This is a genomic window from Salmonella sp. SAL04196, assembly GCF_046550835.1.
GTDB classification, from domain to species: domain Bacteria; phylum Pseudomonadota; class Gammaproteobacteria; order Enterobacterales; family Enterobacteriaceae; genus Salmonella; species Salmonella enterica.
Window position 1 is genome coordinate 1,237,162 of record NZ_JBGDXE010000001.1, and the last position, 24,903, is coordinate 1,262,064.

Here is a 24,903-nt window from a genome sequence, read left to right on the forward strand (position 1 = left end):
TTTATGTTAAGTCCGTTGATTCGCCGTTATACCTGGAACAGTGCCTGGCTGTATTACATCCGCATTTTTATCGCTCTGTGCGGCACCACCGCCCTGCCCTGGTGGCTGGGCGACGTCAAACTTACCATCCCGCTCACGCTCGGTATGGTTGCCGCAGCGCTAACCGATCTCGACGACCGCCTTGCCGGACGCTTGCGTAATTTAATCATTACCTTAATTTGCTTTTTTATCGCGTCGGCTTCTGTGGAGCTGCTCTTTCCCTGGCCGTGGCTATTTGCGTTGGGCTTAACGTTATCCACCAGCGGATTTATTCTGTTGGGAGGATTAGGGCAACGCTATGCTACCATCGCGTTCGGCGCGTTACTCATTGCCATCTATACGATGCTGGGTACCTCTTTATACGATCACTGGTATCAGCAACCACTGCTCCTGCTGGCAGGCGCAGTATGGTATAACCTACTGACGCTAACCGGGCATCTGCTATTTCCGATCCGTCCGTTGCAGGATAATCTGGCACGCAGTTACGAACAGTTAGCGCACTATCTGGAACTGAAATCACGTCTGTTTGATCCTGATATTGAAGATGAAAGCCAGGCGCCGCTCTATGATTTAGCGTTAGCGAACGGGCAGTTAATGGCGACGCTGAACCAAACGAAAGTGTCGTTGTTGACTCGCCTGCGCGGCGATCGCGGTCAACGCGGTACGCGCCGCACCCTCCATTACTATTTTGTGGCGCAGGATATTCATGAACGCGCCAGTTCTTCGCATATTCAATACCAGACGCTGCGCGATTATTTTCGCCATAGCGACGTCATGTTCCGCTTTCAACGTCTGATGTCGATGCAGGCGCAGGCCTGTACGCAGCTGGCGCGCTGTATCTTACTGCGTACGCCGTACCAGCATGATCCGCGTTTTGAACGCGCCTTTACCCACATTGACGCCGCGCTTGAACGTATGCGCGCCAGCGGCGCTTCTTTAGAGCTGTTAAATACGCTTGGGTTCTTATTAACCAACCTACGCGCCATTGATGCGCAACTGGCGACGATCGAGTCGGAGCAGGCCCAGGCAATGCCGCGCAATGAGTCAGAAAACCAGTTGGCTGATGATAGCCTGCACGGGTTTAGCGACATCTGGCTGCGTCTGAGCCGTAATTTTACCCCGGAGTCCGCTCTCTTTCGCCATGCGGTACGCATGTCGCTGGTATTGTGCATCGGTTATGCTCTCATCCAAATTACCGGGATGCGCCACGGGTACTGGATATTGCTCACCAGCCTGTTCGTTTGTCAGCCTAACTATAACGCGACCCGCCATCGCCTTGCGCTCAGGATTATCGGTACGTTGGTAGGCGTTGCGATCGGCCTGCCGATTTTATGGTTTGTCCCTTCGCTTGAAGGACAGTTAGTTCTGCTGGTGATTACCGGCGTGCTTTTCTTCGCATTCCGTAATGTGCAGTATGCCCATGCGACGATGTTCATCACCCTGCTGGTATTACTCTGCTTTAACCTCCTGGGCGAAGGCTTCGAGGTAGCGTTACCGCGCGTCGTCGACACGTTAATTGGCTGCGCTATCGCCTGGGCTGCGGTCAGCTTTATTTGGCCGGACTGGCGCTTTCGCAACCTTCCCCGGGTACTCCAGCGCGCCACCGATGCTAATTGCCGCTACCTTGATGCGATCCTTGAGCAATATCACCAGGGACGGGATAACCGCCTGGCCTATCGCATTGCCAGACGCGACGCGCACAACCGCGATGCAGAACTGGCATCCGTGGTTTCTAATATGTCGAGCGAACCCGACGTCACGGCCGAAACCCGGGAGGCGGCGTTCAGGCTGCTTTGCCTCAATCACACTTTTACCAGCTATATCTCCGCCCTCGGCGCGCACCGCGAAAAGCTCAGTAATCCGGACGTGTTGGGGCTTCTGGATGACGCGGTCTGCTACGTTGATGATGCGCTTCATCATCAACCTGAAGACGAACAGCGCGTACACCAGGCGCTGGAGGGTTTAAAGCAGCGAGTTCAGTCGCTGGAAACACGTCCGGACAGCAAAGAACCTCTGGTTGTTCAACAAATTGGTTTGCTCATTGCCTTACTGCCCGAGATTGGACGCTTGCAACGGCAAATTTCACCGCCGACTTCTACATTAATTACCCAGCCGTAAGCGAATGAGCCCAGTCGGCAAGCTCCTGGCGACGACTCGCCGGGAGCGCCGCTTCATGTACGCCGACAATTGCGCCTTCCAGGGCATACAAAACTTTCACTGTCAGCAAGGGATTGCTTTGTCGCAACCTTAGCCAGCACATTTTCGCGCCCAGTATGCGTAACATATTTTCGTCCTTTATCCCTGACTCATTGAGCAATGTTTCCAGATGGAAGGTCATATTGGGGAGATCTTTGAGTCTGTGCTGTAAAATACGGCTGTGTTTTTCCTTCATTGCCGCGTCAAGAGAATACTTCGATAAACGTACCAGCTGCTGCTGATCGCGCCACAGGCTTTCATCCACCCGGTAATAGTTGAGCATAACGGGACGTCCACATTTCATAAACATGAGCCAGGCGGGAGGATGCTTCACACAGTAGGGTACGCTTTCTTCACAGGCGCGGAGATAAAGCTCGCCATTAGCCACCATCGCAAAGACGGTATCCTCCACGGTCAGACTATAGCTACCGAATAAAGATCGATACTGGATCGTCCCCAAAGAGGCCAAATATTCTTGCGATTTATAGATCCTGTCATAAGAGAGTGCTCTCATAAAATTCCTTTTAAATCATAAAGTAAAAGAATGATTTGCAGTAACGGATCCGTTAATGACGAAAATAGGCAACTTATACTCCGCGAGCAAGATGATTTTTATTTTTGACGCCACTAAGAATAAAAATTGCGAGACAGTTTCCGAAAATAGAGTTGATCTTTCATCGCCACAGGGGTACTGTATGAATATACAGTAACTCACAGGGCTGGATTGATTATGTACACTTCAGGTTATGCAAATCGTTCTTCGTCATTTCCTACCACTACCCACAACGCAGCGCGCACCGCTACGGAAAATGCCGCGGCAGGACTGGTCAGTGAAGTTGTCTACCACGAAGACCAGCCCATGATGGCGCAGCTCCTGCTTTTGCCTTTACTTCGTCAGTTAGGCCAACAATCACGCTGGCAGCTCTGGCTCACGCCACAGCAAAAGCTCAGCCGAGAGTGGGTACAGTCTTCAGGTTTGCCATTAACGAAAGTGATGCAAATTAGCCAGCTTGCGCCTCGTCATACGCTGGAGTCGATGATCCGCGCTTTGCGTACAGGAAATTACAGCGTGGTAATTGGTTGGATGACTGAAGAACTGACAGAAGAAGAACATGCCAGCCTGGTTGAAGCAGCGAAGGTAGGTAATGCGGTAGGGTTTATCATGCGCCCTGTACGTGCGCACGCTTTACCCAGGAGACAGCATTCCGGGCTAAAAATTCACTCTAATTTGTATCATTAAGTAAAATTAGGATTTATCCTGGACTTTTTTTTACGCGAACGCATCTCCTTTGAGTGGTAACGTTTTTTTTGCGAGAAAGCTTGCCAGAAGCGGTTTCCGCAATTTTTGCTGTACGATTTATCATCTGAAACTGTTAAATGATGTGTATATCCAGCATGTTTTTTTCACATGTCTGACGGAGTTCACACTTGTAAGTTTCCAACTACGTTGTAGACTTTACATCGCCAGGGGTGCTCAGCATAAGCCGTAGATATCGGTAGAGTAACTATTGAGCAGATCCCCCGGTGAAGGATTTAACCGTGTTATCTCGTTGGAGATATTCATGGCGTATTTTGGATGATAACGAGGCGCAAAAAATGAAAAAGACAGCTATCGCGATTGCAGTGGCACTGGCTGGTTTCGCTACCGTAGCGCAGGCCGCTCCGAAAGATAACACCTGGTACGCTGGTGCTAAACTGGGCTGGTCTCAGTACCATGACACCGGCTTCATTAACAATGATGGCCCGACTCATGAAAACCAACTGGGCGCAGGTGCTTTTGGTGGTTACCAGGTTAACCCGTACGTTGGCTTTGAAATGGGCTACGACTGGTTAGGCCGTATGCCGTACAAAGGCGACAACATCAATGGCGCTTATAAAGCTCAGGGCGTTCAGTTGACCGCTAAACTGGGTTATCCAATCACTGACGATCTGGACGTTTATACCCGTCTGGGTGGTATGGTATGGCGTGCAGACACCAAGTCTAACGTCCCTGGCGGCGCGTCTACTAAAGACCACGACACCGGCGTTTCCCCGGTATTCGCGGGCGGTATCGAGTATGCCATCACCCCTGAAATCGCAACCCGTCTGGAATACCAGTGGACTAACAACATCGGTGATGCCAACACCATCGGCACCCGTCCGGACAACGGCCTGCTGAGCGTAGGTGTTTCCTACCGTTTCGGCCAGCAAGAAGCTGCTCCGGTAGTAGCTCCGGCACCGGCTCCGGCTCCGGAAGTACAGACCAAGCACTTCACTCTGAAGTCTGACGTACTGTTCAACTTCAACAAAGCAACTCTGAAACCAGAAGGCCAGCAGGCTCTGGATCAGCTGTACAGCCAGCTGAGCAACCTAGATCCGAAAGACGGTTCCGTCGTCGTTCTGGGCTTCACTGACCGTATCGGTTCTGACGCTTACAACCAGGGTCTGTCCGAGAAACGTGCTCAGTCTGTTGTTGATTACCTGATCTCCAAAGGTATTCCGTCTGACAAAATCTCCGCACGTGGTATGGGCGAATCTAACCCGGTTACCGGCAACACCTGTGACAACGTGAAACCTCGCGCTGCCCTGATCGATTGCCTGGCTCCGGATCGTCGCGTAGAGATCGAAGTTAAAGGCGTTAAAGACGTGGTAACTCAGCCGCAGGCTTAAGTTTCCGTCTGATAAAAAACCCCGCGTCGCGGGGTTTTTTGCTCTGGTCTGGATGACAACGCCTTTCAGCGTTACTTCTTGCCTAATAACGCCTGTAAATCCTGCTTTAACGTGGTCATTTGCGTGGCATATTTCTCTTTATGCTCCGCGTCTTCTATCAGTTGCACTATCGTTTCGGATAATGTTTTACCGCGTCGCTGCGCAAGGCCCGCCAGACGCTGCCAGACCATAAACTCTAAATCGATAGATTTTTTGCGCGTATGCTGATGTTCCGCATTGAAGTGTCGTTTGCGTCTTGCCCGAATGGTTTGTTTCATCCGATTAAGCAAGGCAGGATTCATATGCCTGTCTATCCAGACATTTACCCGCACCGGTTCATTTTCGAGGGCCAACAACAAATTGACGGCTTCCTGGGCAGCACTGGCTTCCACGTAGCGGGTGATCAACTCCCCTTCGCGGTGCTTTTTCACCAGATATTTCCATTTCCAACCGCTTTCAAGATTTTCAAGTTGTTGATATTTCATTGTGATCCCAATGTTACCGTGTAACTGTTATCAGAATATCAGTTTTTTAGCCATCTGAAGAAAAGAATCTCGAACCTGTGAATGGTTACACGTCTTCATATTACTTTGCATTCGCTTTCCGCGTGTGCAGCGTGACGGGTTAGGCTATAATCCCCCCTTTTACAACAGACTAAAAAACCTCAACTTTGACCATTACGAAACTTGCATGGCGTGATCTGGTTCCGGATAGCGAAAGCTATCAGGAGATATTTGCACAGCCACACGCGACTGACGAAAACGACACCTTACTCAGTGATACTCAGCCACGACTGCAATTTGCGCTTGAGCAGCTTATTCAGCCGTGGAGCTCATCCTCTTTTATGCTGACTAAAGCGCCTGAAGAGCAAGAGTATCTCACTTTACTTTCAGATGCCGTCCGCGCTCTGCAAACCGATGCCGGACAATTAACCGGCGGACATTATGACGTTTCCGGGCATACTGTTCATTACCGCGCCGCGCAGAATGCGCAAGACAACTTTGCCACCGTCACACAAGTCGTCAGCGCGGACTGGGTCGAAGCCGAACAGCTCTTTGGTTGCCTGCGGCAGTATAACGGCGACATTACCCTGCAGCCGGGACTGGTTCATCAGGCGAACGGCGGCGTGCTGATTATTTCCTTACGAACCCTTCTGGCGCAGCCGTTACTGTGGATGCGTCTGAAAGCCATCGTTAGCCGCGAGCGTTTTGACTGGGTGGCGTTTGACGAGTCGCGTCCATTACCGGTCTCCGTGCCATCAATGCCGCTCAAACTGAAGGTGATTCTGGTTGGCGAACGTGAATCACTGGCTGATTTTCAGGAAATGGAACCGGAGCTCGCGGAACAGGCTATCTACAGTGAATTTGAAGACAATTTACAGATAGCGGACGCAGAAGCTATGACCCTGTGGTGTCAATGGGTGACGCGTATCGCTTTACGCGATAATTTGCCCCCTCCGGCACCGGACGCCTGGCCCGTCCTGATACGCGAGGCTGTGCGCTATACCGGCGAACAGGATACGCTGCCTCTTTGCCCACTGTGGATAGCCCGCCAGTTTAAGGAGGCGTCGCCTTTATGCGAAGGCGATACCTGCGGCGCAGAAGCGCTCAGCCTGATGCTTGCCCGACGCGAATGGCGAGAAGGCTTTCTGGCGGAGCGGATGCAGGATGAGATTCTGCAAGAGCAGATCCTGATTGAAACCGAAGGCGAACGTGTTGGACAAATCAATGCGCTTTCCGTCATTGAGTTTCCCGGACATCCACGCGCCTTTGGCGAACCGTCGCGAATTAGCTGTGTTGTGCATATCGGCGATGGCGAATTTAACGATATTGAGCGCAAGGCCGAACTTGGCGGAAATATCCACGCTAAGGGAATGATGATTATGCAGGCCTTCCTGATGTCGGAGTTGCAGCTGGAGCAACAAATTCCCTTCTCTGCCTCGTTAACCTTTGAGCAGTCCTACAGCGAAGTGGATGGCGATAGCGCCTCTATGGCGGAATTATGTGCGCTCATCAGCGCGCTGGCCAATGTGCCAGTGAATCAAAACATTGCGATTACCGGCTCGGTCGATCAGTTTGGTCGCGCTCAACCGGTGGGTGGGCTAAACGAAAAAATTGAAGGTTTCTTCGCCATCTGCGAGCAGCGGGAATTAAACGGTAAACAGGGCGTGATTATCCCTGCCGCCAATGTCCGCCATCTCAGTCTTAAATCTGAACTGCTGCAAGCGGTTAAAGAAGAGAAGTTCACTATCTGGGCGGTAGACGACGTGACCGACGCCTTACCGCTACTGTTAAATCTGGTGTGGGATGGCGAAGGTCAAACGACGTTGATGCAGACTATCCAGGAGCGTATCGCGCAGGCGACGCAACAGGAAGGCCGTCATCGTTTCCCGTGGCCATTACGTTGGCTGAACGCTTTTATTCCGAACTGATCGGACTTGTTCAGCGTACACGTGTTAGCTATCCTGCGTGCTTCAATAAAATAAGGTTTACATAAAACATGGTAGATAAACGCGAATCCTATACAAAAGAAGACCTTCTTGCCTCTGGTCGTGGTGAACTGTTTGGCGCTAAAGGGCCGCAACTCCCTGCGCCGAACATGCTGATGATGGACCGCGTCGTTAAGATGACCGAAACGGGCGGCAATTTCGACAAAGGCTATGTCGAAGCCGAGCTGGATATCAATCCGGACCTATGGTTCTTCGGATGCCACTTTATCGGCGATCCGGTGATGCCCGGTTGTCTGGGTCTGGATGCTATGTGGCAATTGGTGGGATTCTACCTGGGCTGGTTGGGCGGCGAAGGCAAAGGCCGCGCTCTGGGCGTGGGCGAAGTGAAATTTACCGGCCAGGTTCTGCCGACAGCCAGGAAAGTCACCTATCGCATTCATTTCAAACGTATCGTAAACCGTCGCCTGATCATGGGCCTGGCGGACGGTGAGGTTCTGGTGGATGGTCGTCTGATCTATACCGCACACGATTTGAAAGTCGGTTTGTTCCAGGATACTTCCGCGTTCTAAGTGTTGAATTGATATTCCGCGCTATCGGTATCATGCTTGCAAAGCCAATAAAGGCGAAACCTCCGCACTGCGGAGGTTTCTTTTTTCTAAAGAGACAGAATCAGGCCATTACCGCCCTGTCCTCCATGGCTTGTCGCCAACCTCCCAACCAGTATGACCGTTGATTCAGCGTCTGATAGGGACACATTTCTTTTGATCGTCCGGCGATGCCGGCCTGATATCCACGTTGATGTGCCCGTTCCAGGCGATCTCGTTTTTGTCTCTTCATGCCTCGTTTCCCTCATATTTGTATCTGGTGGAAAAGAAAACAGTGATTACAAAATGTGCAATCACACTACACGAATACCTCTAAATGGATCGCCCGTCAATGCGCAAAATTCACACCAATGTCATATTTGTGAGCTATACGGTAAATCATTTGTACAAAAAATGTGAGCCATAACAACTATTTTTCCGGCGTCAAAAATAAAAAAACCGCCTCAGGCGCACGACCTGAAGCGGTTAAATTTACATTACTTTTATCTCAGGGAAGGCGCTTTATCTCATCTGCGATAGCGGCTGCTTCCTGACTCCATGCGCTTGCCAGTACTTTGACCATCTCATCATAGCCATCTTTCTGCTGGCTGGCTTCGATATGGAAAGGCCGCTTAATCAGTTGTCCGTTGTGGTTTAATAGCCACTCCCCGCTGACGATAACCTTACCATCGTAACGTCCATGGAATCCGGTTACGGTAACGTTCAACGTATCCTGGGTGGTTCCCAACGGCTGGGAAGCGACGACCCAGCCAGGAAGCCGGGCGCTAAGATTCGCCACCAGCGTGTTACGTAATTGCTGGTCCAGCGGGCTGGCCCACAGATTGTTATTGGCAATCACATACTGGACATCACTGGTTTGATACACCACGCCGTTACCTGCCAGATAGTCAGGTACGGAAACCTGCTCTACCCATAAGAGACGGTTGCCCTGGCTTGCGGTGCTTTGCACACCGCTTTGCGCTATCGGGAGCTGATAATAGCTTTTATTCTCTCCGCCGGAGCTACATGACGCCAGCCAGAACGCCATTATCACGACTAGCCATTTTTTCATTGTTTCGCCCTCTTAGGCTCAGGATCTTTTTTATCCTTCGCTTCAAATACCAGCGCGTTGCTCTTCTCGTTCAGAGTTTTCAACACCGGTTGTAACTCACGAAGCACCTGATCGAGACGCTGCATATCCGCCATCATTTTGTTATACGCCGCCGATCCAGGCTGGAAGCCTTGCATACTGCGGTTAAGTTCGCGTAACGTCGTTTGCATATCCGCCGGAAGCTGCTGCATCGACTGACTGGAGGTAATCTTGTTCATATTATCCAGCGTGGTTTGCAGCCGACGCATAGTACGCTGGCTTTCAGACAGCGTATTGGTCGCTTGTTCAATCATCGGATTCAGCGGCAGGTTGTTGATCTTATCCAACGTTTCCACCAGTCGCTGTTGAATTTGCGCCAGGCCGCTGCTGACGGTGGGAATAATTTCATAACCATCAAATTCGCGTAGCCCGGTAATCGGCGGTTCCTTAGGATAAAAGTCCAGATCGACATACAGCGCTCCGGTCACCAGGTTACCGGTTTTAAGCGATGCACGCAGACCGCGCTTAAGCAGCTCCGCCAAATGCGCGGCAACATCCGCATTTTCTCCCAGTTGCGCTTTCAGACGCTCCGGTTCAATGCGCACCAGCACAGGAATACGGTAATCATCGTTAAATACCTGGCGCATTTTAGACGCAAAGAAAGGCACTTTGCTTACCGTCCCCAGACGAATACCGCGGAACTCCAGCGGCGCGCCAGGTTGTAATCCGCGCACCGAATCTTTAAAGAACATCAGGTAATCGATATGATCGGTGTACAGCGAATCCTGAATACTTTTTTGATCGTCGTAGAGATTAAACGCCGTTTTTTCGGCGACAGGTTGCCCCTGCTCAAGTCCTTCCGGCACATCAAAACTCACGCCGCCGCCAAACAATGTCGTCAACGATCCCATTTCCACGCGCATTCCCGCCGATGTCAGATCCACAGCGATACCGCTATCTTTCCAGAATCGGACATTACTGGTAACCAATCGATCGTTTGGCGCCTTAATGAACAACTGATAACTCATTGTCCGTTTTTGCGGATCGAAAGAGCTGGTTTCAACGGATCCTACCCGATAGCCCCGGAACAGAACGGGATCGCCAGGACTGAGCTGACCGGCCTTTTTGCTGTCCAGAATCACACGAATGCCTTTGGCATCGGGCGGCGCCAACGGCGGTGAATCAAGAAGCTGATAGCTTTCCGGCTGACTGCCCTTACTTCCTGGTTGTAGTTCAATATACGCGCCTGATAGCAGCGTCCCAAGCCCGCTGATGCCTTCACGCCCCACCTGCGGTTTTACGACCCAAAATACCGAGTCTTTATGCAGCAACTTTTCCATGCCGGAATGAAGCCGCGCTTTGATTTGTACATGGGTCAGATCGTCAGTCAGCGTCGCGCTTTCAACCACGCCGACATCCACGCTGCGACTTTTGATCGTCGTTTTTCCGCCTTCAATACCTTCCGCATTGGTGGTAATTAAGGTAACTTCCGGTCCCTGGTGGCTGTAGTGATAAAACAGAATCCAGGCTCCGATAAGCGCAGTAACAATCGGGAATATCCAGACAGGCGACCAATTTTTCACCTTTTGTACTTTGGCTTCCCCTTTTTTAGGTTCCATGCTATCAGGACTCCTCATGGCCTGGTTCGTATTCACGATCCCACGACAGACGCGGATCAAAGGTCATCGCAGAAAACATTGTCATTATGACGACTAAAGCAAACATCAACGCACCCATCGCAGGATAAATATTCATTAACCCTCCCATACGCACCAGCGCAGAGAGTACGGCAATGACAAAGACATCAATCATTGACCAGCGCCCCACAAACTCCACTACTTCATAAATAAAATGCATCCGTTCACTGTCGCGCTTACCGTGGCCCTTCGCATCCCAACAAAGCCAGGCAATAGCGATCATTTTTAGCGTCGGCACCATAATACTGGCGAGAAAGATAACCGCCGCCACCGGATAAGACCCCTCGCTCCACAGCAAAATCACGCCAGCCAGAATGGTCGACGGCATTTTAGAGCCCAGTAAGTCGGTAATCATAATCGGCAAAATATTGGCGGGCAGATAAAGCATGATCGAGGTAAATAATAACGCCAGCGTCCACTGCAAACTGTTTTTACGCCGGACATAGCCTTTCGTATGGCAACGCGGACAGACGAGACTCTCCGCAGGCAGGATCGCCGTGCAGCAGGCGCAAGAACGCAAAGACTGCCGGATACCGGTAATCCCCGGCGTTAACGGCTGCGCCAGTGCAGGCTGCGGGGCGATATCATCCCACAACCAGCGGCGATCGACACACTGGAACGCCCGCAGTTGAACGAGACAAAATAAGCACCAGGGAATAAAACTGCTGCCGATGCCGATATCGCCGTAGGCCATCAGCTTAACAAAACTGACCAACACCCCGGCGAGAAATATTTCCGCCATTCCCCACGATTTGAGGAGGAAAAAGATCCTTGCCAGCGTTTTTTTTACCGACAACGGCAGATTGGCACGGTTGACAAGTAATAGAATGGTCACCAGGCAAAATGCCGGCACCAGTTGGACAAATAATAAAAAGAACGTGCCGAGGCTGGCGTAATCTTCAGAAAACATGACGCCGGGGATTTCCAGAAGCGTGACTTCGCTGGTGACGCCCGCGACATTCATATTCACGAAGGGAAAAAGGTTAGAAAGCAGCAACATAAATAGTGCCGCTAACGCATAGGCGGTAGGACGCTGCCGGGGCGCGTCCCACTCGGTCGTTAACGTTGCGCCGCATCGTGGACATGCTGCTTTTTGCCCATGCGAGAGGCGGGGTAAAGCCACCAGCATGTCGCATTGCGGGCACAATATGTGCTTCGCAGCATGGTGATGTTCACACATAGGCGCTCCTTTCGTTATGCCCCGTTTTTCAGGCCTTCAAGATACTCCCAACGTTCGAAGGCTTGCTCAAGTTCTTGCTCCGCCTGACTTAAATCGGCCAGAACTTTTTGCGTTTGCTCATGGGGTTGGCTAAAAAAGGCCGCATCCGCAACCTGCGCCTGTAGCGCTTCCAGCTTCGCTTCCAGGTCTTCAAGCTGACCGGGTAACAGCTCCAGCTCGCGCTGCAGTTTATAGCTTAGTTTGCTACTGCCACGTTTTACAATTTCTGCTTTAGGGGCAATAACTTCCTCATTTTTTTTCGCCATCGGCTGTTTCGTCGCCAGATGCTGCTCTTGCTGCGCACGCGCATCATGGTAGCCGCCGATATAACGTCCGATTTTGCCGCCGCCCTCGAAAATCCAGCATTCCGTCACTGTATTATCGACAAATTGCCGATCGTGGCTGACCAGTAGTACCGTGCCCTGATAGCCATCAATTAATTCTTCTAATAGTTCCAGCGTTTCGACGTCAAGATCGTTCGTTGGTTCATCGAGAATTAAAAGATTGCTCGGCTTGAGGAACAGTCGCGCCAGCAGCAGACGGTTACGTTCGCCGCCAGAAAGCGCGCGAACGGGCGTCATCGCCCGTTTGGGATGAAACAGGAAGTCCTGCAAATAGCCCAGTACATGGCGCGGCTTACCGTTTACCATCACCTCTTGCTTGCCTTCCGCAAGGTTATCCATCACGGTTTTTTCCGGATCCAGTTCGGCGCGATGCTGATCGAAGTAGGCGACTTCCAGCTTCGTTCCTACGTGGATGCGCCCGCTGTCAGCCTGAAGCTGTCCCAGCATCAGTTTCAGTAGCGTGGTTTTACCGCAGCCGTTCGGGCCAATTAACGCAATCTTGTCGCCGCGCTGCACCTGAGCGGAGAAATCTTTTACCAGTTGTTTTCCTTCTACCTGGTAATCGACATTCTCCATCTCAAAAACGATTTTACCGGAGCGCGTCGCCTCTTCGACCTGCATCTTCGCCGTGCCCATCACTTCCCGGCGCTCGCTGCGTTCACGACGCATCGCTTTTAACGCCCGCACGCGCCCTTCATTACGGGTGCGGCGCGCCTTGATACCCTGGCGAATCCAGACTTCTTCCTGCGCCAGTTTGCGATCAAATTCCGCGTTTTGTAATTCTTCTACGCGCAGCGCTTCTTCTTTCTCCAGCAGGTATTGATCGTAATTTCCCGGATAGGTGACAAGTTTGCCACGATCGAGATCGACAATGCGGGTCGCCATATTGCGAATAAACGAACGATCGTGAGAGATAAAAATAATCGTTCCGTTAAAGGTTTTCAGAAACCCTTCCAGCCAGTCGATAGTTTCGATATCCAGATGGTTAGTCGGTTCATCCAGTAACAATACGCGCGGATTGCTGACCAGCGCCCGACCCAGCGCGGCTTTACGCAGCCAGCCGCCGGAGAGCGACGACAGCGCGGCGTTAGGATCGAGTCCAAGCTGCGCCAGCACTTCATTAATACGGTTTTCCAGCTGCCACAGATTATGATGATCGAGCTGTTCCTGTACGCGCGCCATTTCATTGAGGTTTTTCTCGCTGGGATCGGTCATCACCAGACGGGAAATCTCATGATAGCGCTTGAGGTATTCCGCTTGTTCTTCGATACCTTCGGCGACAAAGTCATAGACGCTGCCCGCAATATTACGGGGCGGGTCCTGTTGCAGACGCGCGACGATCAGATCCTGCTCATAAATAATACGCCCATCGTCCAGACCCTGTTCGCGGTTGAGGATCTTCATCAAGGTGGATTTCCCGGCGCCGTTACGCCCCACCAGACAGACGCGTTCGTTATCTTCGATATGCAACTCTGCGTTATCGAGAAGCGGCGCGTCGCTGAACGACAGCCATGCGCCATGCATACTGATTAATGACATTTACTTTTCCTTTCAGGCGGCGCGGATCAGCCAACAGTTATGAATCTGACGGTTACGGGCAAAATCCGGGGAAAGCGTTTTTTGCGTAATTTCTTGTGCGGTAAGCCCCAGCTCAGCCAGCCCTTCCAGATCCATACGGAATCCGCGCTTATTATTTGAGAACATGATGGTGCCGCCTTTACGCAGCAGGCGTTTTAAATCTTTCATTAACGCAACATGATCGCGCTGAACATCAAACGACTCTTCCATACGTTTTGAGTTAGAGAACGTTGGCGGATCGATAAAGATCAAATCGAACTGTTCATTCGCCTCGCGCAGCCAGCCCAGGCAGTCGGCCTGAATCAGGCGATGCGCGCGGCCACTCAGTCCGTTCAGACGCAAATTACGTTCGGCCCACTCCAGATAGGTGCGGGACATATCCACCGTTGTGGTGCTGCGCGCGCCGCCCAGCCCCGCATGTACGCTGGCGCTGCCGGTATAAGAAAAGAGATTCAGGAAATCTTTGCCTTTGCTCATTTCTCCCAGCATTCTGCGGGCAATACGGTGATCGAGGAACAGACCGGTGTCGAGATAATCCGTCAGATTTACCCATAAGCGCGCATTATATTCGCTGACCTCAAGGAACTCGCCCTTCTCGCTCATTTTCTGATACTGGTTTTTTCCTTTTTGTCGTTCACGGGTTTTTAACACCAGTTTATTCGGCGGAATACCGAGCACTGACAAGGTTGCCGCAATAATATCGAACAGACGTTGCCGCGCTTTTTGCGCATCCACCGTTTTCGGCGGCGCATATTCCTGAATCACTGCCCAGTCGCCGTAACGGTCTACCGCCACGTTATATTCCGGCAGGTCGGCATCATACAAGCGATAGCATTCAATCCCTTCCTGGCGCGCCCATTTCTCCAGCTTTTTAAGATTTTTACGCAGGCGATTAGCGTAATCTTCCGCCACCGTCGCCGGTTTACTGTCCGCCGTGGTTTCCGCAATATGATAGTTTTTCTGCACGCAGTCCAGCGGGCCATTCTTGGCTTTAAACTGTTTGTCGGCACGTAATTGCAGGCTGCCCAGCAAATCGGGCGAAGCGCTGAACAGCGACAGGTTCCAGCCGCCAAACTGATTTTTCATGGTACGGCCCAGCAGGCTGTGCAACGCAATCAGCGCCGGTTCGCTGTCCAGACGTTCGCCGTAAGGCGGGTTACTGATCACCGTACCATACGGGCCTTTCGGCAATGGATTACTCAGTTGCGCCACATCTTTCACTTCAAAGGTGATAAGCTCGCCGATACCGGCGCGACGGGCGTTGCTGCGCGCCCGCTCAATGACGCGCGCATCGCTGTCGGAACCGTAGAAATGAGAGGAATACTCCGCCAGTCCCTTACGCGCCCGGGTCTGCGCTTCGGCTTTCACTTCCTGCCAGATAGCCTCGTCATGCTGCGCCCAGCCGCTAAATCCCCAGTGACCACGGTGCAGGCCCGGCGCGCGATCGGTCGCCCACATCGCGGCCTCAATCAATAGTGTCCCCGAACCACACATAGGGTCGAGCAGCGGCGTACCTGGTTGCCAGCCGGAACGCATAACAATCGCTGCCGCCAGCGTCTCTTTAATTGGCGCCAGCCCGGTGCGATCGCGATAACCGCGCAGGTGCAGGCCATCACCACTGAGATCCAGCGCAATGCTGGCAGTTTCTTTATTCAGCCAGACGTTAATACGGAGGTCCGGTGATTCGCGGTCCACATTTGGACGCGGAAGATTTTTCCGCGTAAATGCATCGACAATCGCGTCTTTAACTTTCATCGCGCCATACTGACTATTACGGATGGTGTCGTTCAGGCCGCTGAAATGCACCGCAAACGTCGCGCCAGGATTAAAAATCTCTGTCCAGTTTATCGCCTGAACGCCGAGGTAAAGATCGAGATCGCTGTAGACCTTGCACTCACCCATCGGCAGGATAATACGCGAGGCCAGGCGGCTCCACATCAGGCTCTGGTAAATAAGCCGCGTGTCGCCCTGAAAATGGACCCCACCCTGAACAACCTGACACCCTACGGCGCCCAGTTTTTCCAGTTCAGTTTTTAACAGCTCTTCCAGCCCGCGGGCCGTACTGGCAAACAGAGAATTCATATTGTCACTTTTACGCTAAGAAAATTGTTGCGCATTATAGCTAATCTCACGCCCATGTCATAAAGTTGAAGGCTTATTTTCATTTGAGGGACTGTACGGTGGCGACGTTATCACGGCTCTTTATTCATCCGGTCAAATCCATGCGCGGCATTGGTCTGACTCATGCGCTGGCAGATATCAGCGGCCTGGCTTTTGATCGCATCTTCATGATAACCGAGCCTGACGGCACATTTATCACCGCCCGCCAGTTTCCACAAATGGTACGTTTTACCCCCTCCCCCTTACACGACGGCCTTCATTTGACCGCGCCAGACGGCAGTAGCGCGCTGGTTCGCTTTACGGATTTCACCCTGCAGGATGCGCCGACCGAGGTCTGGGGAAACCATTTTACCGCTCGCGTCGCCCCGACGGCGATTAATCAATGGTTGAGCGGCTTTTTCTCCCGCGATGTCCAGTTGCGCTGGGTTGGGCCGCAGTTGACGCGCCGGGTTAAACGGCATAACGCGGTGCCGCTGGGATTTGCCGATGGCTACCCGTATTTATTGACCAACGAAGCCTCGCTGCGCGATCTGCAACAGCGTTGTCCGGCAGGCGTACAAATGGAACAATTTCGCCCAAACTTAGTGGTTTCCGGCGTAGCGGCCTGGGAGGAAGATAGCTGGAAAGTGCTTCGCATTGGCGATGTGATTTTTGACGTCGTGAAACCCTGTAGCCGCTGTATTTTTACGACCGTCAGCCCTGAAAAGGGGCAAAAACATCCTTCCGGAGAACCGCTGGCGACACTGCAAGCTTTTCGTACTGCCCAGGACAATGGCGATGTGGATTTCGGTCAGAATCTGATTGCCCGCAATAGCGGCGTCATTCGCGTCGGCGATGAGGTGGAGATTCTGGCGACAGCCCCGGCAAAAGCTTATGGCACCACAACGGTCGACGACAGCGTTACGCCAGAGAAACACCCGGACGCGAGTGTAACCATCGACTGGCAGGGGCAAACCTTCTGCGGGAATAATCAACAGGTACTACTGGAACAGTTGGAGAATCAGGGAATTCGTATTCCGTATTCTTGCCGGGCTGGTATCTGTGGTTGCTGCCGGATACGTTTGCTGGAAGGCGAAGTAAGTCCGCTGAAAAAATCGGCTATGGGTGACGATGGTACGATTCTGAGCTGTAGCTGCGTGCCTAAGACCGCGTTACGACTGGAAAATTAAACCGCTTGTTCAAGGCTGAAACTGTGACAGTGAACCTGCGGTTTCAGCCTGTCGTTCATAATTTTAATCGCATCGCCAAGCTGCATGGTTCGGCCTGCTATCACCACGCCCGGCTGGGCCAGCAGACACAACGCGGCATTTTCTCCCGGCTCAACGACCAGCAAATTAACCTGTTCCGCCGTATCGCTTAACCAGACGCTTGCGGCATCGCCCGTTCCCGGGGTCCACATTTCGCCATGCGCCACAAAATGCCAGCTTTTTGGCATCTGCGGTTTGAGATAGCGAATCGCCACCAGCGCATTCAACACCAGCTCCGCGCGTTGCTCTTTAGTTAATTCGAAATCCCGGCATTTTTCTTCAAAGGAAAAATAGAGCGCGGCATCATCCACACAAAAACCGGTCGGGCAAAACGCGTCCGGCGTAAGCATTTTACGAGAGAAGCGCGAGCGAAAAAGCATACCATTGGCGAGATCGAGCATCATACGATCGTGCTCTTCATCATAATACCAGCGCCAGTTATCGTCAGGTTTAATTCGCATTACCTCTCTCCCGCTTTTAAGCAACTCGTAACAGCATTGTCCTTTCGCCGCTTCGTTTATTACCCCAATAATAAAAGCCTAAAATGTCTAAATAAGCAACAGTGGAGAAATATAAAACAACCAGCGCCGGAAATAAAGCCCTGGTTGTCTGATAAAGGGTAAAGTTTAGATGTGCGTTACGATTTCTTTAATCAATGGCGGGCCTTTAAAAATAAAGCCGGAATAAATTTGTACCAGCGTAGCTCCTGCCGCTATCTTCTCGCGCGCGGCGATAACTGAGTCAATGCCGCCGACGCCGATAATAGGCAATTGTCCTTTTAACTCCTGGGATAAACGGCGAATAATTTCTGTGCTTTTTAATTGTAATGGCCGGCCACTTAATCCCCCCGTTTGCTGGCAATTTTTCATTCCTTGTACCAGAGAACGATCGAGGGTGGTATTTGTCGCAATCACCCCATCAATATTATGACGAAGCAGGCTATCGGCAACCTGGATCAATTCTTCTTCACAAAGATCCGGCGCGATCTTTACTGCCACCGGCACATATTTATGGTGGATCGCCTGAAGATCGTTTTGCTTATTTTTAATGGCAGTTAACAGATCGTCCAGCGCATCGCCATACTGGAGCGTACGTAGCCCTGGCGTATTCGGCGAAGAAATATTAATGGCGATATAACCCGCATAAGCATAGACTTTTTCCATACAAATCAGGTAGTCATCTTTGCCATTTTCGACAGGCGTATCTTTATTTTTACCGATGTTAATTCCCAGAATACCATCAAAATGGGCTTTTTTAACATTCTCGACCAGGTTATCGACGCCCAGATTATTAAAGCCCATCCGATTGATCAGACCTTCAGCATCCACCAGACGAAAAAGACGCGGCTTATCGTTACCCGGCTGTGGGCGCGGCGTCACGGTGCCGATTTCCAGGGAGCCAAACCCCATCGCGCCTAACGCGTCGATGCACTCCCCGTCTTTATCCAGACCGGCAGCCAGCCCCAGTGGATTTTTAAAGGTAAGTCCCATGCAGGTAACCGGCTTTGTCGGTACTTTCTGGCGCACCAGCGCTTCCAGCGGCGTACCTGTAATGCGGCGTAATTGTTGAAATGTAAATTCATGAGCGCGCTCTGGATCGAGCTGGAAAAGGGCTTTACGAACGAAGGGATAGTACATGAACTCTCCTGGATTCCCGGTGTGCAAACCGGGGGCGTATTATGGGCGATAACAAAGCAAAAGGGAATTGACCTACGGCAATAAATAGCAATCGTTTTCCTTCATTCTCACTTCACGTTTCGCCAGCGAGCGTCATCGTCCGGCAAAAAAATGCCCGGCAGCGCTAACGCTTACCGGGCATGTCTTACCTCTTTATAGCAGATACTGTCAGGCTAACGCTTTAGTTATCTTCTCGTACAGATCGCCGGAAAGATTCTCCAGTCCTTTTAACTGCTCCAGCGCCGCGCGCATTTTCTCCTGACGCTTATCATCATAACGTTTCAGACGAATCAGCGGTTCAATGAGGCGAGATGCTACCTGCGGGTTACGGCTATTCAGATCGGTCAGCATCTCGACCAGGAACTGGTATCCGCTACCGTCTTGCGCATGGAACGCCGCCGGGTTGCTGCCAGCAAATGCGCCAATTAATGAACGGATGCGGTTCGGGTTGCTCATACTGAAAGAACGGTGTTTGAGCAGGCTGCGTACGGTTTCCAGTACATTTTCCGCCGGGCTTGTGGATTGCAGGATAAACCATTTATCCATCACCAGGCCGTCCTGATGCCACTTATCGTCATACTCCTGCATCAGCATATCGCGGCACGGCAACTGCGCCGCCACCGCAGCAGACAGGGCCGCCAGCGCATCGGTCATATTATTGGCGTCGCGATACTGTTTGCTGACCAGCGTATTAGCCAGCTCCGTCTCACCAAACGCCAGGAAGCGCAGGCAAGCATTGCGCAGCGTGCGCTTACCGATATCGCCGTGATCAACACGATACTCATCCAGATGATTGGCGTTATAGATAGCCAGGAACTCATCCGCCAGTTCTGCCGCCAGCGTACGCGTTAGCGCTTCACGAACTTGCGCAATGGCGATCGGGTCAATGACCTCAAACAGCTCCGCAATTTCATTGGCCGAAGGCAGCGTTAAAATTTCTGCGGCCAACGCCGGATCGATTTTCTCATCCAACAGTACTGCACGGAACGCATCAGCGACATGCACCGGAAGCGATAGCGGTTGCCCCTGCTGATGACGCGCCACATTCAGTTTAATGTATGTGGCCAGCAGGCTTTGCGCCGCATCCCAACGGGAGAAATCATTGCGCGCATGGCGCATCAGGAACGTCAACTGCTGATCGCTCCATTTATATTCCAGTTTCACCGGCGCTGAAAACTCGCACAGCAAGGCCGGAACAGGCTGGAAGTAGACATTATCGAAGGTAAATGTCTGCTCCGCCTGCGTGACGTTCAGCACGGCATTGACCGGGTGACCGCCTTTTTGCAACGGAATGACGTTGCCTTCGTTATCGTACAGTTCAATGGCGAATGGAATATGCAGCGGCTGCTTCTCCGCCTGATCCGCCGTCGCCGGAGTACGCTGGCTGATGGTCAACGTGTACTGCTCGGTTTCCGGATTATAATCATCTTTTACCGTTACAATCGGCGTGCCGGACTGACTGTACCAGCGGCGGAAATGGGACAAATCGACATTAGAAGCATCTTCCATCGCCTGTACGAAGTCATCACACGTCGCGGCGCTGCCGTCATGGCGCTCAAAATAAAGCTGCATCCCCTTCTGGAAATTTTCCTCACCCAGCAACGTGTGGATCATGCGAATGACTTCCGCACCCTTTTCATAAACGGTGAGGGTGTAGAAGTTATTCATTTCGATTACTTTATCCGGGCGGATAGGATGCGCCATCGGGCTGGCGTCTTCCGCGAATTGTAAACCGCGCATGGTACGCACGTTACTGATGCGGTTCACCGCGCGTGACCCCAAATCAGAGCTAAACTCCTGATCGCGGAACACGGTTAGCCCCTCTTTCAGGCTCAACTGGAACCAGTCGCGGCAGGTGACGCGGTTGCCGGTCCAGTTGTGGAAATACTCATGACCTATCACGCGCTCAATATCGAGATAATCTTTATCCGTCGCGGTATCGGTTCGCGCCAGCACGTATTTGGAGTTAAAGATATTGAGACCTTTATTCTCCATCGCGCCCATATTAAAGAAATCCACCGCGACAATCATATAGATGTCGAGGTCATATTCGAGCCCAAAACGCGTTTCATCCCATTTCATGGAATTTTTCAGCGAGGTCATTGCCCACGGCGCGCGATCCAGATTGCCACGGTCAACGTACAGTTCTAACGCGACTTCACGCCCGGAGCGGGTGGTAAAGGTATCGCGCAGCACGTCAAAATCACCGGCCACCAGCGCAAACAGATAACACGGTTTCGGGAACGGATCTTGCCACTGAACCCAGTGACGGCCATTCTCCAGTTCGCCCTGCGCAACACGGTTGCCATTGGAGAGCAGGAAGGGATATTTGCTTTTATCGGCAATAATTTTGGTGGTAAATCGCGCCAGTACGTCCGGGCGGTCAAGATACCAGGTAATATGGCGGAAGCCCTCCGCTTCACACTGGGTACAGAGCGCATCGCCGGACTGGTACAATCCTTCCAGCGCCGTATTCGCCGCCGGACTTACCTCGTTGACAATGCGTAACGTAAAACGCTCTGGCAGGTCGCGGATGATAAGCGCGCCCTCTTCTTCCTTATATGCTGTCCACGGCGCATCGTTGACGTGGATAGATACCAGCGTTAAATCTTCCCCATCAAGGCGAAGAGGCGCATCAGGCGCGCCATGACGAACAGCCTGGCTTATTGCGGTGACCACGGTTTTTTCGGCATCGAGGTCAAAGGTCAAGTCAATATCAGTAATCTGGTAATCCGGCGCGCGATAGTCATGGCGGTATTTGGCTTGTGGCTGTTGTGTCATAAAAAACCTTTCGCATCTTTGTGTAGAGTGTCGACTCCAGTCTATTCCTGTTGCGCAAATCGCGCTACGCAGAATGTTCATCTTTTCAGGCACAAACGGCCTCTTTGCTACATTTTTATAACATGGGGCACGAAATGCGCTCGACCCTAAAGACAGCTTATGGTGTGATCGGGGTTCAATAAATCGCTAAACAAGGTATACTCCAGCGGTTTTCTTAGTTGTTTATTGTACTAAACGCTCCCGTGAGAGGACGCAACAGCGCACCTATGACACAATTCGCTTCTCCTGTTCTGCACTCGTTGCTGGATACAGATGCTTATAAGTTGCATATGCAGCAAGCCGTTTTTCACCACTACTATGATGTGCAGGTAGCGGCTGAGTTTCGTTGCCGTGGCGACGACCTGCTGGGTATTTATGCCGATGCTATTCGCGAGCAGGTGGACGCGATGCAGCACCTGCGCCTCCAGGAGGACGAGTTCCAGTGGCTCTCCGGCCTGCCCTTTTTTAAACCGGATTATCTGAACTGGTTACGCGAGTTTCGCTATAACCCAGCTCAAGTCTGTGTCACCAACGATAACGGCAAGCTGAATATTCGCTTAACCGGCCCGTGGCGTGAAGTCATTATGTGGGAAGTGCCGCTGCTGGCCGTGATCAGTGAGCTGGTTCATCACTACCGCTCGCCAAACGCGGGCGTTGATCAGGCGCTCGACGCGCTGGAAAGTAAGCTGGTTGATTTCACTGCGTTAACCGCCAATCTCGATATGTCCCGCTTCCACCTGATGGACTTCGGCACCCGCCGCCGTTTCTCTCGTGAAGTGCAGCAGGCGATAGTTAAACGTCTCCAGCAGGAGTCATGGTTCGTCGGCACCAGCAACTATGATCTCGCGCGTCGCCTGGCGCTGACGCCGATGGGCACTCAGGCGCACGAATGGTTCCAGGCGCATCAACAAATCAGTCCGGACCTGGCGACCAGCCAGCGTGCCGCGTTGGCCGCCTGGCTTAACGAATATCCGGACCAGCTTGGTATCGCATTGACAGATTGCATTACAATGGATGCGTTTTTACGCGATTTCGGCATTGAATTCGCCAGCCGTTATCAGGGGTTACGCCACGACTCAGGAGACCCTGTCGCATGGGGCGAAAAGGCGATTGCCCATTATGAAAAGCTGGGGATTGATCCGCTGACAAAAACGCTGGTCTTTTCAGATAACCTTGATCTGCAAAAGGCGGTCGAGCTCTATCGCCATTTCGCCTCTCGCGTGCAGTTAAGCTTCGGCATCGGTACCCGCCTGACCTGCGATATCCCTCAGGTAAAACCGCTCAATATTGTGATTAAACTCGTGGAATGTAACGGAAAGCCGGTGGCTAAACTTTCCGACAGCCCCGGTAAAACGATCTGTCATGATAAAGCGTTTGTGCGCGCGCTGCGTAAAGCCTTTGATCTCCCGCAGATCCGCAAAGCCAGTTAATTCTTTCCAGGGAGCCTGCCTGGGCTCCTTTTTCAGGTTTATTTCCGAAATCTTTCACTTCAGCTGCGATTTCTGCTTGTCTGATTGCAGATGCCAGGTAACATAGGAATACCCCCATTTCGGGTGGACAAGTGTTTATTTTTTCCGACTATTAACAGAGAGAATATTATGAGCGTTGTGCCTGTAGCCGACGTACTCCAGGGCCGCGTAGCCGTTGACCAAGAAGTCACCGTGCGCGGATGGGTGCGTACCCGCCGAGATTCAAAAGCTGGCATCTCCTTCCTCGCCGTTTATGACGGCTCCTGCTTTGATCCTGTACAGGCTGTCATTAATAATTCTCTGCCCAATTATAATGAAGAAGTATTACACCTGACGACAGGCTGCTCCGTAGTAGTAACAGGTAAGGTTGTCGCGTCGCCGGGACAGGGGCAAAGTTTCGAAATCCAGGCTACGAAAGTAGAGGTCGCAGGCTGGGTGGAAGATCCGGATACCTACCCGATGGCGGCAAAACGCCATAGCATTGAGTATCTGCGTGAGGTCGCGCATCTGCGCCCGCGCACCAACCTGATTGGCGCGGTAGCGCGCGTCCGCCATACTCTGGCGCAGGCGCTGCATCGCTTCTTCGATGAGCAGGGTTTCTTTTGGGTCTCTACCCCGCTGATTACCGCTTCCGATACCGAAGGCGCTGGCGAAATGTTCCGCGTCTCAACGTTGGATCTGGAAAACCTGCCGCGTAACGACCAGGGCAGAGTAGATTTTGACAAAGACTTTTTTGGCAAAGAATCATTCCTGACCGTCTCCGGCCAGCTCAACGGTGAAACGTATGCCTGTGCGCTGTCCAAAATCTATACTTTTGGGCCGACCTTCCGCGCGGAAAATTCCAACACCAGCCGCCACCTGGCGGAGTTCTGGATGCTGGAGCCGGAAGTGGCGTTCGCCGATCTGGAAGACAACGCCCGTCTGGCGGAAGCCATGCTGAAATATGTCTTCAAGGCGGTTCTGGAAGAGCGTGCGGATGATATGAAGTTCTTTGCCGAACGCGTGGATAAAGACGCTATCGCTCGTCTGGAGCGTTTTGTCTCTACCGACTTCGCTCAGGTGGATTACACCGATGCGGTCGCCATTCTGGAACGCTGTGGTAAGACATTTGAAAACCCGGTGTTCTGGGGCGTCGACCTCTCTTCCGAACACGAACGTTATCTGGCGGAAGAGCATTTCAAAGCGCCGGTAGTGGTGAAAAACTATCCGAAGGAAATTAAAGCATTTTACATGCGCCTTAACGAAGATGGCAAAACCGTGGCGGCCATGGATGTGCTGGCGCCGGGAATCGGCGAAATCATCGGTGGTTCCCAGCGTGAAGAGCGTCTGGATGTGCTGGATGCCCGTATGGCCGAAATGGGGCTGAATAAAGAGGATTACTGGTGGTATCGCGACTTGCGTCGCTACGGTACTGTACCGCATTCCGGCTTTGGCCTGGGCTTTGAACGCCTTATCGCTTACGTCACGGGTGTGCAAAACGTGCGCGATGTTATTCCGTTCCCACGGACCCCACGCAACGCCAGCTTCTGATTTTTACGTCACACTCAAGGCCAGCTATGCTGGCCTTTTTTTTCGCCTGAATGTCAGTTTTATTATCAATAAGTAAATAAATTTAATTACAACCCTCTGAATTACCACATCTTGTTACTGTATATTTCACGAAAATATTTACACATAAAAATTAAT

General features: G+C 52.0%; 19 protein-coding genes. 8 read left to right on the forward strand and 11 right to left on the reverse strand.

From position 1 onward, the window contains the following. Nucleotides 1-3 precede the first annotated feature (3 nt). A complete protein-coding gene (gene yccS / locus ACLJPE_RS06415) occupies nt 4-2,157 on the forward strand; it encodes a YccS family putative transporter (protein WP_023215050.1) in 2,154 nt (717 codons plus the stop codon). On the opposite strand, the gene ACLJPE_RS06420 is transcribed toward yccS, so the two are convergent. Then, nucleotides 2,144-2,749 (reverse strand): TfoX/Sxy family DNA transformation protein, encoded by a 606-nt coding sequence (locus ACLJPE_RS06420; protein WP_001202375.1) that lies wholly within the window; start codon nt 2,747-2,749, stop codon nt 2,144-2,146. The two genes, yccS and ACLJPE_RS06420, sit on opposite strands and share 14 nt — an antisense overlap. A gap of 216 nt (nt 2,750-2,965) precedes the next feature. Between ACLJPE_RS06420 and sulA the strand changes: the two genes are divergently transcribed. Together sulA and ompA are read left to right on the forward strand one after the other, a co-directional pair. Next, on the forward strand, nt 2,966-3,475 hold the full coding sequence (gene sulA / locus ACLJPE_RS06425; protein ID WP_000288732.1) for an SOS-induced cell division inhibitor SulA: 510 nt from the start codon (nt 2,966-2,968) through the stop codon (nt 3,473-3,475). A 356-nt stretch (nt 3,476-3,831) separates the two neighbouring features. Next, entirely contained in the window at nt 3,832-4,884 is a 1,053-nt protein-coding gene (gene ompA / locus ACLJPE_RS06430; RefSeq protein WP_001562588.1) for a porin OmpA, read from the forward strand. Nucleotides 4,885-4,955: 71 nt separating this feature from the next. Here the strand turns inward: ompA and matP are convergent, their stop codons facing one another. Further along, complete coding sequence (gene matP, locus ACLJPE_RS06435) at nt 4,956-5,408, reverse strand: macrodomain Ter protein MatP (RefSeq protein WP_000877172.1); 453 nt, start codon at nt 5,406-5,408, stop codon at nt 4,956-4,958. Nucleotides 5,409-5,593: 185 nt separating this feature from the next. On the opposite strand from matP, the gene ACLJPE_RS06440 reads away from it, so the two are divergent. After that, complete coding sequence (locus tag ACLJPE_RS06440; protein WP_000156458.1) at nt 5,594-7,354, forward strand: Lon protease family protein; 1,761 nt, start codon at nt 5,594-5,596, stop codon at nt 7,352-7,354. 68 nt (nt 7,355-7,422) lie between these two features. Next, complete coding sequence (gene fabA / locus ACLJPE_RS06445; RefSeq protein ID WP_000227928.1) at nt 7,423-7,941, forward strand: bifunctional 3-hydroxydecanoyl-ACP dehydratase/trans-2-decenoyl-ACP isomerase; 519 nt, start codon at nt 7,423-7,425, stop codon at nt 7,939-7,941. Between the two features lie 100 nt (nt 7,942-8,041). Here fabA and rmf read toward each other — a convergent pair whose 3' ends face one another. From rmf to rlmKL, 6 genes are all read right to left on the reverse strand, one after another. Further along, nucleotides 8,042-8,209, reverse strand: coding sequence for a ribosome modulation factor (rmf, locus tag ACLJPE_RS06450; RefSeq protein ID WP_001537784.1), 168 nt, complete (start codon nt 8,207-8,209; stop codon nt 8,042-8,044). A 255-nt stretch (nt 8,210-8,464) separates the two neighbouring features. Continuing rightward, nucleotides 8,465-9,028: a membrane integrity-associated transporter subunit PqiC gene (pqiC, locus tag ACLJPE_RS06455; RefSeq protein WP_000759136.1), complete on the reverse strand. Its 564-nt coding sequence runs from the start codon at nt 9,026-9,028 to the stop codon at nt 8,465-8,467. Continuing rightward, nucleotides 9,025-10,665, reverse strand: a complete 1,641-nt coding sequence (pqiB, locus tag ACLJPE_RS06460) for an intermembrane transport protein PqiB (protein ID WP_023233085.1) — start codon at nt 10,663-10,665, stop codon at nt 9,025-9,027. Before pqiB ends, pqiC begins: the two co-directional genes overlap by 4 nt. A gap of 4 nt (nt 10,666-10,669) precedes the next feature. Next, nucleotides 10,670-11,923 (reverse strand): membrane integrity-associated transporter subunit PqiA, encoded by a 1,254-nt coding sequence (pqiA, locus tag ACLJPE_RS06465; protein WP_000333143.1) that lies wholly within the window; start codon nt 11,921-11,923, stop codon nt 10,670-10,672. Nucleotides 11,924-11,937: 14 nt separating this feature from the next. Next, nucleotides 11,938-13,845 carry an ABC transporter ATP-binding protein gene (locus ACLJPE_RS06470; RefSeq protein WP_000053043.1) on the reverse strand — a complete coding sequence of 636 codons (1,908 nt, stop codon included), beginning with the start codon at nt 13,843-13,845 and terminating at the stop codon, nt 11,938-11,940. 12 nt (nt 13,846-13,857) lie between these two features. Beyond that, the gene (gene rlmKL / locus ACLJPE_RS06475; protein WP_001086481.1) at nt 13,858-15,966 is read right to left on the reverse strand and encodes a bifunctional 23S rRNA (guanine(2069)-N(7))-methyltransferase RlmK/23S rRNA (guanine(2445)-N(2))-methyltransferase RlmL; all 2,109 of its coding nucleotides are present in this window, start codon (nt 15,964-15,966) and stop codon (nt 13,858-13,860) included. Nucleotides 15,967-16,064: 98 nt separating this feature from the next. On the opposite strand from rlmKL, the gene ACLJPE_RS06480 reads away from it, so the two are divergent. Further along, nucleotides 16,065-17,174 (forward strand): YcbX family protein, encoded by a 1,110-nt coding sequence (locus tag ACLJPE_RS06480; protein WP_023212160.1) that lies wholly within the window; start codon nt 16,065-16,067, stop codon nt 17,172-17,174. On the opposite strand, the gene zapC is transcribed toward ACLJPE_RS06480, so the two are convergent. The 3 genes from zapC to pepN all read right to left on the reverse strand — a co-directional run bounded on the left by zapC (nt 17,171) and on the right by pepN (nt 21,709). Continuing rightward, nucleotides 17,171-17,713 (reverse strand): cell division protein ZapC, encoded by a 543-nt coding sequence (gene zapC, locus ACLJPE_RS06485; RefSeq protein WP_001220671.1) that lies wholly within the window; start codon nt 17,711-17,713, stop codon nt 17,171-17,173. The two genes, ACLJPE_RS06480 and zapC, sit on opposite strands and share 4 nt — an antisense overlap. 165 nt (nt 17,714-17,878) lie before the next feature. Then, nucleotides 17,879-18,889 (reverse strand): quinone-dependent dihydroorotate dehydrogenase, encoded by a 1,011-nt coding sequence (pyrD, locus tag ACLJPE_RS06490; protein WP_000291723.1) that lies wholly within the window; start codon nt 18,887-18,889, stop codon nt 17,879-17,881. Nucleotides 18,890-19,096: 207 nt separating this feature from the next. Beyond that, nucleotides 19,097-21,709 carry an aminopeptidase N gene (gene pepN, locus ACLJPE_RS06495; RefSeq protein ID WP_000193768.1) on the reverse strand — a complete coding sequence of 871 codons (2,613 nt, stop codon included), beginning with the start codon at nt 21,707-21,709 and terminating at the stop codon, nt 19,097-19,099. A gap of 266 nt (nt 21,710-21,975) precedes the next feature. Between pepN and pncB the strand changes: the two genes are divergently transcribed. Both pncB and asnS read left to right on the forward strand, forming a co-directional pair. Continuing rightward, entirely contained in the window at nt 21,976-23,178 is a 1,203-nt protein-coding gene (gene pncB / locus ACLJPE_RS06500) for a nicotinate phosphoribosyltransferase (protein WP_000191405.1), read from the forward strand. Between the two features lie 168 nt (nt 23,179-23,346). Further along, a complete protein-coding gene (gene asnS, locus ACLJPE_RS06505; protein WP_000117867.1) occupies nt 23,347-24,747 on the forward strand; it encodes an asparagine--tRNA ligase in 1,401 nt (466 codons plus the stop codon). Nucleotides 24,748-24,903: the final 156 nt, after the last annotated feature.

What these genes read in the sequence shown, in the direction of transcription:
- zapC (WP_001220671.1), bottom strand. Translation starts at nt 17,713, where the DNA reads ATGCGAATTAAACCTGACGATAACTGGCGCTGGTATTATGATGAAGAG.
- pyrD (WP_000291723.1), bottom strand. Translation starts at nt 18,889, where the DNA reads ATGTACTATCCCTTCGTTCGTAAAGCCCTTTTCCAGCTCGATCCAGAG.
- pqiA (WP_000333143.1), bottom strand. Translation starts at nt 11,923, where the DNA reads ATGTGTGAACATCACCATGCTGCGAAGCACATATTGTGCCCGCAATGC.
- yccS (WP_023215050.1), top strand. Translation starts at nt 4, where the DNA reads ATGTTAAGTCCGTTGATTCGCCGTTATACCTGGAACAGTGCCTGGCTG.
- ACLJPE_RS06420 (WP_001202375.1), bottom strand. Translation starts at nt 2,749, where the DNA reads ATGAGAGCACTCTCTTATGACAGGATCTATAAATCGCAAGAATATTTG.
- pqiB (WP_023233085.1), bottom strand. Translation starts at nt 10,665, where the DNA reads ATGGAACCTAAAAAAGGGGAAGCCAAAGTACAAAAGGTGAAAAATTGG.
- matP (WP_000877172.1), bottom strand. Translation starts at nt 5,408, where the DNA reads ATGAAATATCAACAACTTGAAAATCTTGAAAGCGGTTGGAAATGGAAA.
- pncB (WP_000191405.1), top strand. Translation starts at nt 21,976, where the DNA reads ATGACACAATTCGCTTCTCCTGTTCTGCACTCGTTGCTGGATACAGAT.
- asnS (WP_000117867.1), top strand. Translation starts at nt 23,347, where the DNA reads ATGAGCGTTGTGCCTGTAGCCGACGTACTCCAGGGCCGCGTAGCCGTT.
- ompA (WP_001562588.1), top strand. Translation starts at nt 3,832, where the DNA reads ATGAAAAAGACAGCTATCGCGATTGCAGTGGCACTGGCTGGTTTCGCT.
- rlmKL (WP_001086481.1), bottom strand. Translation starts at nt 15,966, where the DNA reads ATGAATTCTCTGTTTGCCAGTACGGCCCGCGGGCTGGAAGAGCTGTTA.
- pepN (WP_000193768.1), bottom strand. Translation starts at nt 21,709, where the DNA reads ATGACACAACAGCCACAAGCCAAATACCGCCATGACTATCGCGCGCCG.
- pqiC (WP_000759136.1), bottom strand. Translation starts at nt 9,028, where the DNA reads ATGAAAAAATGGCTAGTCGTGATAATGGCGTTCTGGCTGGCGTCATGT.
- rmf (WP_001537784.1), bottom strand. Translation starts at nt 8,209, where the DNA reads ATGAAGAGACAAAAACGAGATCGCCTGGAACGGGCACATCAACGTGGA.
- fabA (WP_000227928.1), top strand. Translation starts at nt 7,423, where the DNA reads ATGGTAGATAAACGCGAATCCTATACAAAAGAAGACCTTCTTGCCTCT.
- ACLJPE_RS06470 (WP_000053043.1), bottom strand. Translation starts at nt 13,845, where the DNA reads ATGTCATTAATCAGTATGCATGGCGCATGGCTGTCGTTCAGCGACGCG.
- sulA (WP_000288732.1), top strand. Translation starts at nt 2,966, where the DNA reads ATGTACACTTCAGGTTATGCAAATCGTTCTTCGTCATTTCCTACCACT.